This is a genomic window from Janthinobacterium rivuli, assembly GCF_029690045.1.
In the GTDB taxonomy this organism is placed as follows: Bacteria; Pseudomonadota; Gammaproteobacteria; order Burkholderiales; family Burkholderiaceae_D; genus Janthinobacterium; species Janthinobacterium rivuli.
Genome location: NZ_CP121464.1, coordinates 5,276,375 through 5,294,425, shown reverse-complemented (window position 1 = coordinate 5,294,425; position 18,051 = coordinate 5,276,375). Strand labels below are relative to the sequence as shown.

Below are 18,051 nucleotides of genomic sequence, written 5' to 3'. Positions count from 1 at the left end.
ACTTCATCAACCCGCGAGCCCGACTCGATAAGTCGCGCTAACGGGTACTTATCCTTATAATCCCACACTCACTTCAGCATCTCCACGCGTTATCCGATTACAACTACGGTGCAACCTTGATTCGCGCAGGGATGGTGCATATACATTTTTTTCCACCGAATTTGCAATTTGGCGAGGCCGGTGGAGACGCCCCTGTGTAAAATGTGCTTTTATTCTTACACTCGCAGCAGCCAGGGCCGCAGCAAAAACAATTATATATTCAAAATGAAGGACTTAGAGAGATTTCTGGGAAGACATAGTAAATGAAGAGTCAAAATGATGTTGTTCCCCCTTCAACACCCCCGGTTCAGCCGCAAGCCCAATTCGTAACGATCGCCGAGGAAGAAGCAGGCCAGCGCATCGACAACTACTTATTAAGAGTGTGCAAGGGAGTGCCTAAAAGCCACATCTACCGGATATTGCGTTCGGGAGAAGTGCGGGTTAATAAAGGCCGTATCGATCAGCTGTACCGTCTCGCCGCCGGCGACGTGGTGCGCATTCCACCCGTGCGCGTGGCCGAAAAGGCCCCCACGGGCGCGCCGGCCGCCGAATTCAAGATCATCTTCGAAGATGCGCAGCTGCTCGTCATCGACAAGCCGGCCGGCGTGGCCGTGCATGGCGGCTCGGGCGTCTCGTTCGGCGTGATCGAGCAATTGCGCGCTTCGCGCCCCGACGCCAAGTTCCTGGAACTGGTGCACCGCCTGGACCGCGACACGTCCGGCTTGCTGTTGCTGGCAAAGAAACGCACGGCATTGACGAATTTGCACGAACAGATGCGCGACGGCGTCACCGACAAGCGCTATCTGGTGCTGGTGGCCGGCGACTGGAAGAATGCACGCCAGCATATCAAGTTGCCATTGCATAAATATACGACGGCCGAGGGCGAGCGCCGGGTGGCCGTGCAGGCCGATGGCCTGGCATCGCACACGGTGTTTTCACTGTTGCATAAATATCACAACTTCGCCTTGCTGGAAGCGGAATTGAAGACGGGACGCACGCACCAGATCCGCGTGCACCTGTCTTCGTCCGGTTTCCCCATCGCCGGCGACGATAAATATGGCGACTTTGCCCTCAACCGTGCCCTGTTGAAAGCCGACAGCACGCGCGGCGCCCTGAAACGCATGTTCCTGCACGCGCACCAGATCACGTTTACGCATCCGGAAACGGGCAAGACGATGACCCTGAACGCGCCGCTGGCTGCCGAATGCGAGCGTTTCTTGGTAAGCTTGGGCAAACCATTGGCCGTTGCCGCACGATAAAATTCGACGCGTGCGCGTGACACTACTCACAAGGTAGTCAGTCGCCATCATTCACTATCAAGGAGCCGGCGGCTATGCCGTCGGGAAACATGGCAAGAAAGCAATTTGATCTGATCGTCTTCGATTGGGACGGTACCCTGATAGACAGTACCTCGACCATCGTCAAGTGCATCCAGGCATCGGCCAAAGACCTGGGCTTGCCTATCCCCACCGAGTTGCTCGCTTCGCATGTGATCGGCCTGGGCTTGCAGGAAGCCATGCAGCTGGTGATGCCCGACGTGGAGCCGAAATACCATGCGCGCATGGCGGAACGCTACCGTTATCACTACCTGTCGCGCGACCACGAACTGGCGCTGTTTCCTGGCGTCTACGAAATGTTGCAGGAACTGTCGCAACAAGCCTACTTTCTCGCCGTTGCCACGGGCAAGAGCCGTGTCGGCCTGAACCGCTCCCTGAATGCCGTCAAGCTGCTGTCCCTGTTCGATGCGACGCGTTGTGCTGACGAAACCTTTTCCAAGCCCCATCCGGCCATGCTGCAGGAGCTGACGCGCGAACTGGGGCAGGATATGCGCCGTACCGTGATGATCGGCGACACCAGTCATGATTTATTGATGGCAAGCAATGCAGGCGCGGCTGGTATTGCCGTAGAGTATGGGGCGCATCCCGTGGCGCAGTTGCAAGCTTGCAATCCCCTGTATTCGGCCGCCACGGTGGCCGACCTGCATCAATGGCTGAGCGAGCACGCATGATGAACGATGTTGTCGATATTTACATTTGCGCCGCCGACGCCGTGGCTGACGGCGGCAAGGGCGTGCGCTTTCCCGTTTCGGCCGGTGGCGAAGCGACCACGGGCTTTGTCGTGCGCCACGGCGGCAAGGCGTATGGCTACCTGAACCGTTGCGCCCACGTGCCGATCGAACTGGACTGGGCGGAAGGCGAGTTTTTCGAGTCCAGCGGTTTGTATCTGATGTGTTCGACGCATGGCGCCATCTATGTGCCGGAAAGCGGCCTGTGCGCAGGCGGCCCCTGCAAGGGCGGACGCTTGCGTCCGATTGCCGTGGCCGAGCGTGATGGCCAGCTGTACTGGCAGCCCGACGAATATGTCCAGCCATTGCCGGCCTGAGGCCGGGGCAGGCCTTCTGTAATTTAAGCAAAGTGAACCATGAGCGATAACACGAATGACAAGCTGGACAGCAGCGCGCCAGCCGCCGGCCACGGCGCCCCTGCGGGACACTGGGAGCGCGACGTGCTGGAAAAGCTGGTATTTGCCACTTTGCAAGAGCAACGCGCGCACCGCCGCTGGAGCATCTTTTTCAAGGTTTTCGGCCTGCTGATCGTGCTGTTCGCCCTGTGGGTATTTTATGACTACAACACGGCCGACGACAGCGAAACCCTGGGCCGCCATACGGCCCTGATCGACATCAGCGGCGCCATCGAGTCCGAAGGCAGCGGCTCGGCCGCCGTCGTCATCCCCGCGCTGGACAAGGCGTTTTCCGACGCCGGCTCCGTGGCCGTGGTGCTGCATATTAATAGTCCCGGTGGCAGTCCCGTGCAGGCCGGCATGATCGTCGACGAGATGCAGCGCCTGCGCAAGGGCTATCCGGACAAGCCTTTGTATGTGGTGGTCGATGAAATGTGCGCCTCGGGCGGCTATTACATCGCGGCGGCCGCCGACCGCATCTACGTCAACAAGGCCAGCGTGGTCGGCTCCATCGGCGTGCTGATGGATGGCTTCGGCTTTACGGGCGTGATGGAAAAGGTCGGCGTCGAGCGCCGTTTGCTGACGGCGGGCGAGAACAAGGGTTTCATGGATCCATTCAGCCCCCTGACGGAAAAGCACAAGGCGTATGCGCAGAGCATGCTCAATGAAATCCACCAGCAATTCATCGACGTCGTGCGCGCGGGACGGGGCAAGCGCCTGAAGGAAACCCCTGACACCTTCTCGGGCCTGTACTGGACGGGCGCGAAAGCCGTTGAAATGGGCCTGGCCGACGACTTCGGCACGGTTGACAGCGTGGCGCGCGACGTCGTCAAGGCGGAAGACATCGTCGACTACACGCAGCATGAAGGCTTGCCGGAACGGGTACTCAAGAAGTTTGGCGCCGCCATGGGCGCGGGCGCCATGAAGGCAGCCGTGCAACAGTCACAACCGGCGTTGCGCTGAGAACATCACTGTTAGCAGGCAGGCAAGCCAGTCGAGAATGATTTTCAATAAGGTGGTAAATAGGCTTGAAAAAGGGGCTGCTTGGGCTATAGTGAAAGCGTAGTTCTTTTCAAGGAGGGGCGATATATCAACTATGTTGTCAGTACTAACTTGATTGGCAGGTCCTGGAACTACTCGCCGCATCGCAGATGTGGTTTTGAGTGAATTTACATTCCTCACTAAAGTCCCGATGGGGCTTGGGAACGGCGGCGCAATGCCGCCGTTTCCTTTTGTGTGTGCAAGATGGGGCGGTGTGGCTGGATGTTGTTGTCTGAGCTGGGCGTGCGGGCAAGGCAGGCATGCGAGGGCGGGGCATGGCTGGTCGCATGGGCCGCGCTCAGGCGGCGCAGCCGTTGCAGTGCGCGGGCAGGAGCGCGGTGCTTGCCTGCCGGGCCGCCGCTGCACTGGCGTTGCTGTTGGCGCTGCTGTTTGCGCTGGTGTCGGGCGGCATGTCCGCCATGGCAGGCGCGGTGACGCTGTCGCTCTCCGCGTTCGCGTCCGCATGCGCAAAACCGCCCAGTTCCAGCCAGCACATGAAATGGCATTGCGCCTCGGCATGCCAGTGCGTCTGGCCTGCAGGCGCTGGCGGCGCGTCCGCATCGTGCGGCGCCGGGGCGCTGCTCCAGCGGGCCACGCCGAGCCTGACTTTGTGCATGGCCGCCTGTTCCGCGGCGATGCGTTGGCGCATGTCGGCGATGCTGCCTTGTAAGGCGATGGTATCGGTATGCTTCATACAATGTCCTTGTGAGTCGTTGCTTGGTTATTATTCCTAAAGCTCGTTAGGCGGATTCCTAACGAAGTTTCAGTCTATCAACGCGATATTTCGAGCGCTTGATATTTCTCAAAAGAATCAACCATTTCTCGCCAAATCTCACCTTGTTCTTTTTGGTATTTCTGCATGCGCCATGGTTTCGTGCAGCCTGGACCGCTGTGCAGGCGCCAGCTGCCGCCGCTTCACGCTGCCAGCCGCTTCTGGTAAAGTCACGCCCATGAGTAAATTATCCCTAGACCGCATCCTGCAATCGCAGGGTTTTGGCACCCGTAAATATTGTCGTTCCCTCATCGAGGATGGCGATGTCGTCATCGATGGCGTCACCCAGACCAATTACCGCACCACCGTCGAGACCGACGGCCTGGTGCTGCACGTGTTCGAAGAAGAGTGGGTCTACCGCGCGCACCTCTACCTGGCGCTGAACAAGCCCGCCAACTTCGAATGCTCGCGCAAACCCAGCCATCATCCTGGCGTGCTGACCTTGCTGCCGGAACAATTCACCTGGCGCGAAGTCCAGCCCGTCGGCCGGCTCGACCACGATACGACCGGCATGCTGCTGATGTCCGACGATGGGCCGTTTATCCATGCGCAATCGTCGCCGAAGCGCCACGTTCCCAAGATTTACCAGGCTACTACGCAAGAGCCCGTGACGGATGAGCTGGTAGCCCTGCTGTTGGCTGGCGTGCAATTGCATGACGAACCGGCCCCGCTGGCGGCCCTCGTCTGCGTCAAGCTCGGCGAACACCAGCTGGAAATCGTGCTTGAACAAGGCAAATACCACCAGGTCAAGCGCATGCTGGCCGCCGCCGGCAACCATTGCAGCGCGCTGCACCGTTCCGCCATCGGCAGCCTGACCCTGGAATCGCTGGGCATCGCCGAAGGCGACTGGTGCTATCTGACTCCCGAGCAGATCGCGCTGCTGGCCTAAATTCCTCCAGACCGCCAAAGCCGGGGATGTCCCGGCTTTTTGGCGTCTTTAGCCTCCTATTGCCTGCATTTGACGAAGTTTCCCGCCCATGAAATTAGCAACCCTGAAGGATGGCACGCGCGACGGCCAGCTGGCTGTCGTCTCGCGCGACCTGAAAACGGCCCACCTGGCCGATGGCATCGCCCCGACCCTGCAAAAGGCGCTCGACGACTGGAGCTTCATCGCGCCCCAGCTCGATTTGCTGTACCAGACCATCAACAGCGGCCGCGGTCATCGCGCTTTCGAGTTCGATCCGGCCAACTGCATGGCGCCCTTGCCGCGCAGCAGCTTGCGTGTGGCCGGCGCATCCTACCTGCAGCAGATCGAGCGGGCCTGCAAGGCGGCTGGCGTTGATGTGCCCGCCAACTTGCGCGAGGCGCCGCGCCTGTACCAGGGCGCCAGCGACGATTTCCTCGGCGCCCATGACGACATCACCCTGGCGCACGAGCAGTGGGGCATCGATTACGAGGCAGGCATCGCCGCCATCACGGACGACGTGGCCATGGGCTCGACGCCCGACCAGGCGCACCTGAACATCAAGCTGCTGATGCTGGTCAACGACGTGACCTTGCGCAACCTGGCGGCCGACGAGCAAGCCAGTGGTTACGGTTTCCTGCAGGCGAAACCGGCCATGACCTGCTCGCCCGTGGCGATTACGCCCGATGAGCTGGGCGACGCCTGGCGCGGCGGCAAGGTGCATTACGCCCTGCGCTGCAGCCTGAACGGCAAGTTGACGGGCCAGCCCCACGCGGGCGCCGACATGGCCTTCAATTACCCGCAATTGCTGGCCCATCTGTGCCAGACGCGCAATGCGCGCGCCGGCAGCGTGGTCAGCGCGGGCGGCGTCGCCAACAAGGAAGTCAAGAAGGGGTTTTCCAGTATCGTTGAACGACGTAACCAGGAGATGATCGCCGATGGCGTCGCCAGCACGCCATTCCTGCTGTTTGGCGATGTGGTTCGTCTGGAAATGCTGGGCGATGACGGCAAGTCGCTGTTTGGCGCCATCGAGCAGACCGTCAAGCAGGCAGAGGCTAGGAAGTCCCGCTAAGGTTACTGGAGAGCAAAGGAAAAGCAGGGGATTAGCCCTCCTTTTCCCTTGATGGCGTTGCGCTAATTAAACCGATAATGCGTCATGCCCAGTCCGTATTGCGCCTAGCCAGGCTGCAGGACTTCACCGGAGTTGATTGATGTCGGAAGACAGCGACGCAGAAAAGACCGAAGCCGCGTCACCGAAGCGCCTCGAGCAGGCGCGTGAGGAAGGCGACGTTCCGCGATCGCGTGAAGTGGCAACGTTTACTGTGTTGATGGCGTCCGGCTGCTGCCTGTGGTTTGCCGGCGACGCCATCGTGCGGCGGCTGACGGCCGTGATGGTTTCCGGCCTGACCCTGGACCGCGAGCAGATCCTCAATCCCGACGCGATGATGTTGCGCATCGGCTACGACGTGGGCTCCGTCTTGCTCACTTGCCTGCCGTACGCGCTGGCCATCATGCTCGTCGCCCTGGCCTCGCCCGTGCTGGTGGGCGGCTGGCTGTTCAGTTCCAAGGCGTTCACCCCCAATTTTGGCAAGCTCAACCCGATTCGCGGCCTGGGCAATATGTTTTCGAAGAATGCGTTGGTGGAATTGCTCAAGGCCATCGCCAAGACCCTCGTCGTCGGCGTCGTGGCCTGGATGGTGATGCAGCATCAAAAGGACGCCGTGCTGGGCTTGTCGGTGGAATCGCTGCGCGCCGGCTCGGCCCATCTGATCAGCCTGCTGATCACGGCCTTCCTGTTGATCGTCGGCGCGCTGGGCCTGATCGCCGCCATCGACGGTCCATACCAGATGTGGCACTACGCCAACAAGATGAAAATGTCCTTGCAGGAAGTCAAGCAAGAGTCGAAAGAGTCGGACGGCAATCCGCAGATCAAGGCGAAGATCCGCCAGATGCAGCATGAAATGTCGCGCCGCCGCATGATGGCCGACGTACCGAAGGCCGACGTGGTGGTGACCAATCCTACCCACTACGCGGTGGCCTTGAAGTATGGCGAGAATTCGCGCGGCGCGCCGCAGGTGGTGGCCAAGGGCATCGACGAGGTGGCCGCGAAGATCCGCGAACTGGCGGGCGAGCACAAGGTCGCCATCCTGGAAGCGCCGGCCCTGGCGCGCGCGCTGTACCAGCATACGGACATCGGCGACGAGATTCCCGAGGCGCTGTATGGCGCCGTGGCCGAAGTGCTGGCCTATGTGTTCCAGCTGCGCAGCTATGGCAAGGGCCAGGGCGAGCGCCCCGACAAGCCGAAGAAACTCGACGTGCCGCCCGAGCTCGACCCGCACAATCCCGCATCGCAGACACCGCCCGCAGCCGGCGCAGCAGACAAGAATAAAGGAAGTACACCATGAACGGCCTGAGAATGCCAGCCTGGCTCAGTGGAATGGGTGGCAACGCCAGCAAGGGCATCGCCGCGCCTATCATCATCATTATGCTGCTGGCGATGATGGTGCTGCCGCTGCCGGCCTTCATCCTCGACATCTTCTTCAGTTTTAATATCGCGCTGTCCATCATCGTGCTGCTGACGGCGCTGTACACGGTCAAGCCGCTCGACTTCATGGCCTTCCCGACCATCTTGCTCGTGTCGACCATGCTGCGCCTGTCGCTGAACGTGGCGTCCACGCGCGTGGTGCTGACGGAAGGCCATACGGGCGCCGACGCGGCCGGTAAAGTGATTGAAGCGTTCGGTCACTTCTTGATTGGCGGAAACTACACGGTCGGTATCGTGGTCTTCATTATTTTGACGATCATCAACTTTACGGTGGTGACCAAGGGTGCGGGCCGTATCGCCGAGGTGGGCGCCCGTTTCGCGCTGGACGCGATGCCCGGTAAACAGATGGCCATCGACGCCGACCTGAACGCCGGCCTGATCGGCGAAGACGAAGCGCGCCGCCGCCGCACGGAAGTGGCGCAGGAAGCGGAATTCTATGGCGCCATGGACGGTGCCAGCAAATACGTGCGCGGCGACGCCATCGCCGGCATCATGGTGACCGTCATCAACATCGTCGGCGGCTTGCTGGTGGGCCTGCTGCAGCACGACATGGGCTTTGCCGACGCACTCAAGAACTACACCCTGCTGGCCATCGGTGACGGCCTGGTGGCGCAGATTCCTTCGCTGATCATTTCCACGGCGGCCGGTATCGTCGTCTCGCGCGTGGCCAGCGAACAGGACATCGGCACCCAGCTGGTGGGGCAATTGTTTGCGAAACCGCAAGTGCTCTATATTACCGCCGGCATCATCGGCGGCATGGGATTGATTCCCGGCATGCCGAACATGGTCTTCATCCTGCTGGCGTCGTTGCTGGCCGGTTCCGCCTATCTGATCAGCAAAAAACGCACGCAGGAAAAAGAGGCGGCCGAAAAGCCGGCCGAAGCGCCGCAAGCGACCGTGGCGCCGGAGCAGGAAGAAGCCAGCTGGCAAGACATCATGCCCGTCGATACGCTGGGCCTGGAAGTGGGCTACCGTTTGATTCCCCTGGTCGACAAGACGCAGGGTGGCGAATTGCTCAAGCGCATCAAGGGTATCCGCAAGAAATTTGCCCAGGAAGTGGGCTTCCTGGCGCCGCCCGTACATATCCGCGACAATCTGGAATTGAAGCCGTCCGCCTACCGCATCACCCTCAAGGGCGTGGAAGTGGGCGTGGGCGAAGCGTTCAACGGCCAGTTCCTGGCGATCAACCCCGGCATGGCCAGCGGCACCTTGCCGGGCCTGGCCACCAACGACCCCGCTTTCGGCTTGCCCGCCACCTGGATCGACGCCAGCTTGCGCGACCAGGCGCAATCGATGGGCTACACGGTGGTCGACGCGGGCACCGTGGTGGCCACGCACCTGAACCACCTGATCACCTCGCACGCGTCGGAACTGCTGGGTCGCGCGGAAGTCCAATCCCTGCTCGACCATCTGGGCAAGGATGCGCCGCGCCTGGTGGAAGACCTGGTGCCGAAGATGCTGTCGCTGTCGACCCTGCAAAAGGTGCTGCAGAACCTGCTGGCCGAGGGCGTGCACATCCGCGACATGCGCAGCATCATCGAAACCCTGGCCGAGCATACGGTCAGCACGCAAGACCCGAACGAGCTGACGGCGCTGGTGCGCGTGGCCCTGGGCCGCGCCATCGTGCAGCAACTGTTCCCCGGCGCGGCCGAACTGTCCGTGATGACCCTCGACAGCCGCCTCGAGCGGCTGCTGATGCAAGCGATGGGCAATGGCGGCGATGGCGCCGGCATCGAGCCGGGCCTGGCCGACACCATCGCGCACCAGGCGGGCCTGGCTGCGCAGCAGCAGGAAGCGCTGGGCCTGACGCCGGTGCTGCTGGTGCCGGCGCCGCTGCGCGCCCTGCTGTCGCGCTTCCTGCGCCGCGCCTTGCCGCAACTCAAGGTGCTGTCGCATGCGGAAGTGCCGGAAACCAAGACGATCCGCGTCACGGCGCTGGTGGGCGCGCAATAAAGCAAACCCAAGCGAAGGGCCGGGGTCGAACCCTCAGGGTTCGACCCCAGTTGTTGCTTTTGGTCAAATAAACATCAATTTCCTCCCGGCAAACTGAATAACGGGTACTTTCCCGTCCTGTTCCTTCGATCATTTCCTGCAAGCATCGCTAATAATGGAAACTGTCCGGGTGATCTGTGTCCATGTGGAAGACAGCACTCAAGCAACAGGAGTCGACGATGGTCACACAGTTCAGCCAATATTGCGCCACCCCCGCCCTGGGAGGCCGGTCATGAATGTGAAGAAATTTACGGGCGCCTCGTCGCGCGATGCGCTGCGCAAGGTGCGCGAAGCGCTGGGCCCTGACGCCGTGATCCTGTCGAACCGCCAGGCCGATGGGGTGGTGGAAATCCTCGCGCTGGCCAATGATGATGCCGCTTCGCTGGCGTCGCCGCCGGCCGCGTCCGAAATGGCCCAGCCCCGTCCTCAGTTGCAGACCCAGTTCGCCACGCCGCAGCGTCCGGCCGCCCCGGCCCAGCGCCCGGCCACGCCACGTCCTGCCGCGCCGCGCCAGGCTGCCTCCGAGCCAGTGGACATGGCCCGCATGCAGCAGATGATGGCCAGCGCGCTGGCGCACGTCAAAGAGAACGCCGCCGCCGAGATGAGCGGCATGATGAATGAAATCCGCGCCATGCGCGGCATGATGGAAACCCAGCTGGCGGAAATCTCGTGGGGTTCGACGCAGCAGCGCGAGCCGCAAAAAGCCGTCGTGCTGCGCGAAATGCTGGCCGCCGGTTTTTCGGCCAGCCTGGCGCGCTACCTGATCGACAAGTTGCCCGCCGGCCTCGATGGCGCGCAAAGCATGCGCTGGATCAAGACCGTCCTGAGCCGCAACCTCAATACGGTCGCCAATGAAGACGCCATGCTGGAGCAGGGCGGCGTGTTTGCGCTGGTCGGCCCAACCGGCGTCGGCAAGACCACCAGCACGGCCAAGCTGGCGGCGCGCTGCGTGATGCGCCACGGCCCGGAAAAGCTGGCCCTGATCACCACGGACGCCTACCGTATCGGCGCGCACGAACAGTTGCGCATCTACGGCAAGATCCTCGGCGTGATGGTGCATTCCGTGAAGGACGAGGCGGACCTGCGCATCGCCCTGAAAGAATTGAAGAACAAGCACACGGTGCTGATCGATACGGTCGGCGTGAGCCAGCGCGACCAGATGGTGACGGAACAGGTGGCCATGCTGTCGGGCGCCGGCGCCGATGTAAAACGCCTGCTGTGCCTGAACTCGACGGCGACGCAGGAAACCCTCAACGAAGTGGTGCGCGCCTACCAGGGTAGCGGCCTGGCCGGCTGCATCATGACCAAGCTCGATGAAGCGGCCTCGATCGGCAATGTGCTCGACGTGGTGATCCGCCAGAAGCTGAACCTGTTTTATGTGTCGAACGGCCAGCGCGTGCCGGAAGACCTGTACCTGGCCGACCGCGGCTACCTGATCGACCGCGCCTTCAAGCTCAAGCGCGACTCGGCGGCCACGCAGTTTTCCGATGCCGAACTGCCGCTGCTGATGGCGCAGGCGGCCGCCCGCAACAATGAAGCGCGCGGGGTGCACCTTGGCTAATTTTGATTTCGATCAGGCCGAAGGCTTGCGCCGCATGCTGGCCGGCCCGCAGCCGCGCGTCATGACGTTCCTGTCGGCCACGCCGCAGGACGACAAGGGCGCCATGCTGGTCAACCTGGGCGCTTCGCTCGCCTACGGCGGCAATGACGTGCTGCTGCTCGACGCCAGCGGCGGCAGCGATGGCGTGGCTGCGCGCCTGGGCCTGGCGCACGGCGCCAGCCTGCGCGACGTGGCGCGCCAGCAGTGCGGCTTGAACCAGGTCATCCACCAGGTGCCGCAAGGCTTCGGCGTGGCCAGCCTGGGCGCGCGCAACCATTTGATGGACAGCATGGACTATGCGGGCGAGGACGAACTGCGCCGCCTGGGCAAGACCTTCGAGGTGCTGGCGCGCCAGAGCGGCATCGTGCTGGTCGACGGCGTCATGGCCGACGAGGGCGACTGCTTCCCCGTGCCCTTGATGGCTTCGTCCGATATCGTCGTGCAAGTCTCTACCAGCGCCACCTCGATCAAGGCGGCGTACTGCCTGATCAAGCGCCTGAGCCAGGAACTGGGACGCCGTCCGTTCGGCATCCTCGTCACCGGCGCTTCCGAATCCGAAGCAAAAGTGGTATACGATAATATGGCGCAGGCGGCGAGCCGCTACCTGGCCGTGAAGCTGACCTCGATGGGTTCGGTGCCTGCCGATGAGTATCTGCACCGCGCGGCGCGCCTGGGCCGCAGCGTGGTCGATGCGTTTCCGCTGGCGGGCGCCTCGGTGGCGTTTCGCGGACTGGCCGAGCGGCTGGCCCGTTCGGCGGCGCCGGTGCTGGGCGGCACCTTGTACCAGACGGGGAGCCCGCACCAGTTCAGCGCCTGAAGCCAACCGTAGCACCAGATAAGATGAGAAAACAATAAGCAGCCTATGTACACGGTCAAAGGGAAATCGAACAAGGACTATTTGCTGACGGAGCATATTCCGCTGGTGAAGCGTCTGGCGCACCATATGAAGGCGAAATTGCCGCCTTCGGTCGAGGTCGATGACCTGATCCAGGCCGGCATGATCGGCCTGCTCGATGCCATCAGCCGCTATGAAGAGACGCATGGCGCGCAGTTCGAGACGTATGCCGTGCTGCGCATCCGCGGCGCCATGCTCGACGAATTGCGCACCAGCGACTGGCTGCCGCGCAGCATGCGCCAGAACATGCGCAAGATCGAAGAGGCGATGAGCACCTTGCAGCAGCGCCTCGGCCACCCGCCGACGGAGTCGGAAGTGGCGAAACTGCTCAAGATGTCGCTGGCCGACTACCAGGAAATGCTGGGCGACGGCGGCGGCCACCAGCTCGTGTACTACGAAGACTTTCATGACCCGGACGGCAATGACAGCTTCCTCGACCGCCATTGCGTGGACGAGGACAGCGACCCCTTGCGTTCCCTGCTCGATACCGATTTCCGGCAATCCGTGATCGATGCCATCGACGCGCTGCCGCCACGCGAGAAAATACTCATGGGCCTGTATTACGAAGAAGAGCTGAACCTGAAGGAGATCGGCGCGGTGATGGGCGTATCCGAATCGCGCGTCTCGCAGCTGCATACCCAGGCCGTCGCGCGCCTGCGCGCAACCTTGAGGGAGCTGGCGTGGACTGGTCCAGCGTAATCGGGCTGGCGCTGGCGCTGGCGGGCCTGTTGGTCGGCCAGGCGCTGGAAGGGGGCAAGATGGCCTCCCTGCTGCAGCCTGCCGCCTTCGCCATCGTGGTCATCGGCACCTTCGGCGCCGTGCTGCTGCAAACGCGGCTGCGTACTTTTGTGCGCGGCCTGGAAATGCTGCGCTGGGTCTTCCTGCCGCCCGCCGACACGCGCGCCGCGCTGGCGCGCGACATCGGACTCTGGAGTCTGACGGCGCGCCGCGACGGGACGCTGGCGCTCGAGCGCCTGATGGAAAACACGGCCGACCGTTTCAACGCCAAGGGTTTGCGCATGATCGTCGACGGCATCGCGCCCGACAAGCTGCGCCAGCTGCTCGATGTGGAAATCTCCGCCTACGAGATGGCCGAGCGCCAGGCCGTCAAGGTGTGGGAATCGGCGGCCGGTTATTCGCCCACCATCGGCATCCTGGGCGCCGTGCTGGGCCTGATACACGTGATGGAAAACCTCACCGACCCGAGTAAATTAGGTGGCGGCATCGCCGTGGCGTTCGTGTCGACGATTTATGGCGTGGGCCTGGCCAACCTGCTGTTCCTGCCGGTGGCGAATAAACTCAAGGCCATCGTCTCGCGCCGCGTGCTGCAATACGAAATCACGGCCGCCGTGCTGTACGACATCGCCACGGGCGACCATACGCGCATCATCGAAGAGCGCGTGTCCAGTCTCTTGCACGAGCATTGACCATGATGCGGCGCGCGCGCAGGAAGTATGACGAGGAACCGGACAACCAGGACCGCTGGCTGATCTCGTATGCCGACTTCATTACCCTGCTGTTCGCCTTCTTCGTCGTCATGTACGCCATTTCGCAAGTCAACGAAGGCAAGTATCGCGTCTTCCAGAATGCCATCGGCCAGGCCTTCAGCCTGGAAAAGGGTGCGCCGCCCATCATCATGGAAGCGCCGCAGGCCATTCCTTTGCCGAATCCCGCCCTGAAGCGCCGCACGGAAGCCATCCGCCGCGAGCGCGAACACATGACGCGCCTGGCGCAGGACCTGACGTCGACCCTGGCGCCGCTGGTGAAGGAGGGCAAGGTGCGCGTCACGCAGACAAGCCGCGGCGTGAGCGTGGAAATCAATGCCAGCGTGCTGTTCGATCCGGGTGCGGCGCGCCTGACGACGGAGTCGGACCAGGCCCTGCGCGCCGTGGCCGTGCTGCTCAAGGACGATACGCACGACGTGCAGGTGGAAGGGCATACGGACGTGCAGCCGATCAGCAATTCGAACTTTGCCTCGAACTGGGAATTGTCGGCCGCGCGCGCCAGCGCCGTGGTGCGCCTGTTCATCGCCAGTGGCGTCAAGGCCTCGCGCCTGACGGCCGTCGGCCACGCCGACAATATTCCCGTGGCGCCCAATGAAACGGCGGAAGGGCGCGCGCGCAACCGCCGGGTCGCCGTGACGATTTTGTCGGGCATCCCCGAAACGGTGACGGAAGTGCCGACGGCGCCCGTGGCGCCAGCCAATTGAACGCCGCCGCTTGGTACAATCGCGGCATTCTCTCTTTTATCTCTTCCTCATGAAAAGCAGCTCCCTGGGCGGTCTCGTCTATTCCACCGAAACGGGCCGCATGTGTCCCGCCTGCCGCCAGCCGCTGGCGCAATGCGCGTGCAAGGCGCAAGCCAAAGCGGCGCCAATCGGCGACGGCGCGGTGCGCGTGTCGCGCCAGACCAAGGGCCGCGGTGGCAAGAGCGCCACGGTGGTAAAAGGCTTGGCGCTGGACGCCATCGCGCTGGCCCTGCTGGGCAAGCAGTTGCGCACGCAGTGCGGCTCGGGCGGCACGGTCAAGGATGGCGTGATCGAAGTGCAGGGCGACCATGTCGACACCATACTGGCCGCGCTGGCCAAGCTGGGCCACCAGGCGAAAAAGGCCGGCGGCTGAGGATGCACAGGCGTGCGGCCCGCTGCCGCGCGCCTGTGGTAACGTGCGCTTCCCATCCACGCGCATCGTCTCCATGAACGTCAAATTCACCGGCATCGCCATCGCCGCCGCCATCGCGGCCGTGCTGGCGCTCGTGTACTGGCCCGCACCCGACGGCGGCGCGCCGGAACCTGTCGCCGTTGCCGCCAGCACGCCGGCGGGGCGCAGCCTGGCGTCGTATCTGAATATCGACGCCACCCCGGCCGCCGATGCCGCGCCCGTTGCCGTGACCCTGGCGCGGCGGCTAGACCGCCTGGCCGCCAGCGGCAGGGCGGAAGACGCGTATGCGGCCTTCAACCTGATCGACGACTGCATCGTCTTCCAGCGCGAAAGCCGCTTGCCGGGGCTGGAATTCGAACTGGGACGCGAGATGACGGCGGAAGAAAAAGCCGCCCAGCAGCAGTTGTGCGGGGGGCTGACGCAGCGCCAGCGCGAGGATCGCCTGGGCTACCTGGCCAGCGCCGCGCAAGGCGGCGTGCCCGGCGCCGCCACCCTGTTCCTGTCGGAAGGCCCGTTCGGCGACCGCAGCGCGCTGCGCAACCGTCCCGACGATCCGCTGGTGCTGGCGTGGAAGCGGCAAGCCATCGCCCAGCTGACGGCGCAGGCGGACGAGGCGGAACTGAGCAGCGTGTCGACGCTGATGATGGCCTACCTGCGCGATGGCGAGGTGGTACGGAAGGATGCGCCGCAGGCGTATGGCTACCTGCTGGCCCTGCGCCAGGTCTACGACGATATCCTCGCGCCCGGCGTCACCAATCCATATCAGGATGAATACTGGCACTGGCTGCAGGCGGAACTGACGCCGGAGCAGCAGGCGGCCGCCAGCGCCAGGGCGCAAGCCATCGTGGCGAAATGGCGCCAGCACGCGGGGCGTCCCGCGCACGGTTGAACTGCTCAATAAGGGAAATTAGCCGATGACGACGCGCCGGCTGGCCGTGTTCGTCGTTGCTTGGCCGCTGGGGCCGTAGAAATTGCCGCTTTGGGCCGGGGGGCGCATGGCGTTCAGGGCGCCTTGCGTATGTACCATGTGCTTGTTGACGAGCAGGCTGTTCAGGCGGTTCTGCTCCTTGGCTTCGCGCGTCGTCTCGAGCAAGGCTTTCCACAGGGGCGCCGCTTCCGCTTCATTGGCGCCGACCAGCCAGTCTTCCATGCCCGCTTCGGCGGCGAGAAAGCCCGCTGCCGCCAGCGCCTGGTGGCGTTGCGCCGCCAGCTGGCTCAATTGTCCTACGAGTGCTGTCTTGCGTACGGTGAGCTCCGTGATTGCATCGATGTCAGCCGCAACCAGATGCCGCTGTTCTTCTTTCATCAATGCCAGCAATGTGGTCATGAGCTGTTGCTCGTCGCGCAGGCTGGAAAACGGAGTCACTGATTGCATGAGGGAACCTATCTATTTCGTGAGTGCAGCAAGTCCTTGACCGTGTCGAGGAGACCGTCCGCCACTTTTTCTGAGTTGACCTGGAACTGGCCGTCGGCGATCGCCAGCTTGATGCGTTCAACTTTTTTCGTGTCGAACACGGCGCCGCTGCCGGCAGTTGCACTGGCCGCTAATGCCTGTCCTTGCGGCGACAGGCGTACATTGTCCGACGTTGTCGGTGTTGCCTGGGCTTTCTCGGCATTCCGGGCGCCGGAGGTACTCGCGGGCGCCACCGGCAGGCCGGGATTGCTTTTAATGGTGTTGTCGGTAATTTTCACAGCGTGATCCTCGTCTGGTCGAAGTCAAAAAACTCCGGGATATGTGTCATTATCGGCACCTTCTCCCGAAACTTTAGTGCGCCAGACCACAATATCGCTGTCCATCCGTGTTCAGAAGGCTACTTCGACCATCCCCCCGGCCCGCGCCACGCCGCTGATCTGCTGGCCGCTCTGCGTGCGCACCTGCACCGTCTGGCCATCGCCGGCACTGCCGATGGCGCGTCCTTCTGATGCCACCTGGAAACCGTTGCCACTCGAAACGACGCGCACCAGCTGGCCCTGCATCACCACCGGCTTGCGGCGCAAGGTGTCGAGGCGCATCGGCGTGCCTGGCGGTAAGGAAATATTCGTGCTGGCGCCGACCACCTGGGCCATGTCCGTGGCGATGCCTGCTGGCAATGCGGCCAGGTCGCCCTGCATCGTCACCAGCTGGCTGGCGTCGATGGCTTGTCCTTGCGCCAGCGGCACGGCGCTGGCCACGTAGTCGCCCACGACGGCCACGTTGGCTTGCAAATAAATGGTCCAGCTGGAGGGCGCCGTGCAGCGCACGCCGACGGTGGTCTTGCCCCAGGCGCGTGCACCCGGCGCCATGAATGCTTGCGGCGCGGGGCAGGCGGCCAGGTTCAGGCGCGGATCGACGGCGCCGACGGTGATCGTCACCTTGCCCGGCAAACCGTTGCTTTGTACTTGCAGGAATTGTTCCACGCTGTTGCGCAGTGCTTCCGGCGTTTGCCGGCCGGCGTTTTGCGCCTGGGCCAGCAGTGGCAGGGCGGCAAGAGCGAAGAGGAAAGCAAGCGGTGTTTTCATGGTGATAGGCCTCTGGAATACTGCCATGATAGTGCGGGCGGCCCCGTTCGAAGCGCCGATTAAGGGGTAAAAGTATGGTCTGATCCGGCGATGGTCTTGCTGGTGGGCGCCGTACTATGTTTCCTGTCATCACTATACCGCCATCCTTCCGCCATCTCGGGCGCCAGTGGCAGATCTTTCCGGAGCCTGACATGATAGGGAAACTCGACGATTACATGCGCTTCAACGAGACGGCGCTGAGCCTGCGCTCGACGCGCCAGGAATTGCTCGCCTCGAACATCGCCAATGCCGACACGCCCAACTACAAGGCGCGCGATGTCGATTTCGCCGCCGCCCTGAAGGGCGCGATGGCGCGCAAGGATGGCGTGCCGCCGGCCCTGAAAGGCACGGCGCCGCAGCATATGCCGGGCAAGGGCGTGGCCGCCGCAGTGGGCGCAAGCGGTGGCGGCAAGGTCGAGACCCTGGCCGACGGCACGCCGCTGCTGTACCGCGCGCCGGCCCAGGGCGCCGTCGATGGCAATACGGTCGACATGGACCTCGAGCGCAATGCCTTTGCCGACAACGCCATCCGCTACGAGGCGGCCGTGACTTTCCTCAACTCGCAGATCAAGGGCATGCTGACGGCCATCCAGGGAGGACAATAA

Annotated in this window: 20 protein-coding genes; 16 read left to right on the top strand and 4 right to left on the bottom strand. The window is 63.0% G+C overall.

Annotated features, from left to right (window positions below; translation table 11 throughout):
* Nucleotides 1-302 precede the first annotated feature (302 nt).
* The 4 genes from P9875_RS24030 (at nt 303) to P9875_RS24015 (ending at nt 3,462) form a co-directional block, all read left to right on the top strand.
* The gene (locus tag P9875_RS24030) at nt 303-1,298 is read left to right on the top strand and encodes an RluA family pseudouridine synthase (protein ID WP_034754116.1); all 996 of its coding nucleotides are present in this window, start codon (nt 303-305) and stop codon (nt 1,296-1,298) included.
* An 89-nt stretch (nt 1,299-1,387) separates the two neighbouring features.
* Nucleotides 1,388-2,047 carry an HAD-IIIA family hydrolase gene (locus P9875_RS24025; protein ID WP_099403033.1) on the top strand — a complete coding sequence of 220 codons (660 nt, stop codon included), beginning with the start codon at nt 1,388-1,390 and terminating at the stop codon, nt 2,045-2,047.
* On the top strand, nt 2,044-2,421 hold the full coding sequence (locus P9875_RS24020; RefSeq protein WP_099402980.1) for a Rieske (2Fe-2S) protein: 378 nt from the start codon (nt 2,044-2,046) through the stop codon (nt 2,419-2,421). The genes P9875_RS24025 and P9875_RS24020 overlap by 4 nt, the downstream gene beginning before the upstream one ends.
* 39 nt (nt 2,422-2,460) lie before the next feature.
* On the top strand, nt 2,461-3,462 hold the full coding sequence (locus P9875_RS24015) for a S49 family peptidase (protein ID WP_035821422.1): 1,002 nt from the start codon (nt 2,461-2,463) through the stop codon (nt 3,460-3,462).
* 376 nt (nt 3,463-3,838) lie between these two features.
* On the opposite strand, the gene P9875_RS24010 is transcribed toward P9875_RS24015, so the two are convergent.
* Nucleotides 3,839-4,234, bottom strand: coding sequence for a hypothetical protein (locus tag P9875_RS24010; RefSeq protein ID WP_051958995.1), 396 nt, complete (start codon nt 4,232-4,234; stop codon nt 3,839-3,841).
* Between the two features lie 256 nt (nt 4,235-4,490).
* Here P9875_RS24010 and P9875_RS24005 point away from each other — a divergent pair, with 256 nt between their 5' ends.
* The 11 genes from P9875_RS24005 (at nt 4,491) to P9875_RS23955 (ending at nt 15,797) form a co-directional block, all read left to right on the top strand.
* Nucleotides 4,491-5,201, top strand: a complete 711-nt coding sequence (locus P9875_RS24005; RefSeq protein ID WP_278316790.1) for a pseudouridine synthase — start codon at nt 4,491-4,493, stop codon at nt 5,199-5,201.
* Nucleotides 5,202-5,289: 88 nt separating this feature from the next.
* A complete protein-coding gene (locus P9875_RS24000; RefSeq protein ID WP_278316789.1) occupies nt 5,290-6,288 on the top strand; it encodes a fumarylacetoacetate hydrolase family protein in 999 nt (332 codons plus the stop codon).
* A 139-nt stretch (nt 6,289-6,427) separates the two neighbouring features.
* Entirely contained in the window at nt 6,428-7,621 is a 1,194-nt protein-coding gene (flhB, locus tag P9875_RS23995; protein ID WP_035821418.1) for a flagellar biosynthesis protein FlhB, read from the top strand.
* Entirely contained in the window at nt 7,618-9,714 is a 2,097-nt protein-coding gene (gene flhA / locus P9875_RS23990; RefSeq protein WP_035821417.1) for a flagellar biosynthesis protein FlhA, read from the top strand. Before flhB ends, flhA begins: the two co-directional genes overlap by 4 nt.
* Nucleotides 9,715-9,985: 271 nt before the next feature.
* Nucleotides 9,986-11,314 (top strand): flagellar biosynthesis protein FlhF, encoded by a 1,329-nt coding sequence (flhF, locus tag P9875_RS23985; protein ID WP_099402983.1) that lies wholly within the window; start codon nt 9,986-9,988, stop codon nt 11,312-11,314.
* Nucleotides 11,307-12,170: a MinD/ParA family ATP-binding protein gene (locus tag P9875_RS23980; protein ID WP_035821406.1), complete on the top strand. Its 864-nt coding sequence runs from the start codon at nt 11,307-11,309 to the stop codon at nt 12,168-12,170. The genes flhF and P9875_RS23980 overlap by 8 nt, the downstream gene beginning before the upstream one ends.
* A 45-nt stretch (nt 12,171-12,215) precedes the next feature.
* The gene (locus P9875_RS23975) at nt 12,216-12,947 is read left to right on the top strand and encodes an RNA polymerase sigma factor FliA (RefSeq protein ID WP_035821402.1); all 732 of its coding nucleotides are present in this window, start codon (nt 12,216-12,218) and stop codon (nt 12,945-12,947) included.
* Nucleotides 12,929-13,675, top strand: a complete 747-nt coding sequence (locus tag P9875_RS23970; protein WP_176391092.1) for a flagellar motor protein — start codon at nt 12,929-12,931, stop codon at nt 13,673-13,675. The genes P9875_RS23975 and P9875_RS23970 overlap by 19 nt, the downstream gene beginning before the upstream one ends.
* 5 nt (nt 13,676-13,680) lie before the next feature.
* Nucleotides 13,681-14,457 (top strand): flagellar motor protein MotD, encoded by a 777-nt coding sequence (motD, locus tag P9875_RS23965; protein ID WP_099378177.1) that lies wholly within the window; start codon nt 13,681-13,683, stop codon nt 14,455-14,457.
* Nucleotides 14,458-14,506: 49 nt separating this feature from the next.
* On the top strand, nt 14,507-14,869 hold the full coding sequence (locus P9875_RS23960) for a translation initiation factor Sui1 (RefSeq protein ID WP_278316788.1): 363 nt from the start codon (nt 14,507-14,509) through the stop codon (nt 14,867-14,869).
* Nucleotides 14,870-14,942: 73 nt separating this feature from the next.
* The gene (locus tag P9875_RS23955) at nt 14,943-15,797 is read left to right on the top strand and encodes a hypothetical protein (protein WP_278316787.1); all 855 of its coding nucleotides are present in this window, start codon (nt 14,943-14,945) and stop codon (nt 15,795-15,797) included.
* Nucleotides 15,798-15,815: 18 nt separating this feature from the next.
* Here the strand turns inward: P9875_RS23955 and P9875_RS23950 are convergent, their stop codons facing one another.
* From P9875_RS23950 to flgA, 3 genes are all read right to left on the bottom strand, one after another.
* Nucleotides 15,816-16,283 (bottom strand): flagella synthesis protein FlgN, encoded by a 468-nt coding sequence (locus P9875_RS23950; RefSeq protein WP_035821394.1) that lies wholly within the window; start codon nt 16,281-16,283, stop codon nt 15,816-15,818.
* An 8-nt stretch (nt 16,284-16,291) separates the two neighbouring features.
* Nucleotides 16,292-16,600 carry a flagellar biosynthesis anti-sigma factor FlgM gene (flgM, locus tag P9875_RS23945; RefSeq protein WP_034787161.1) on the bottom strand — a complete coding sequence of 103 codons (309 nt, stop codon included), beginning with the start codon at nt 16,598-16,600 and terminating at the stop codon, nt 16,292-16,294.
* 111 nt (nt 16,601-16,711) lie between these two features.
* On the bottom strand, nt 16,712-17,407 hold the full coding sequence (gene flgA / locus P9875_RS23940) for a flagellar basal body P-ring formation chaperone FlgA (RefSeq protein WP_035821393.1): 696 nt from the start codon (nt 17,405-17,407) through the stop codon (nt 16,712-16,714).
* Nucleotides 17,408-17,598: 191 nt separating this feature from the next.
* Here flgA and flgB point away from each other — a divergent pair, with 191 nt between their 5' ends.
* Complete coding sequence (gene flgB, locus P9875_RS23935; protein ID WP_278316786.1) at nt 17,599-18,051, top strand: flagellar basal body rod protein FlgB; 453 nt, start codon at nt 17,599-17,601, stop codon at nt 18,049-18,051.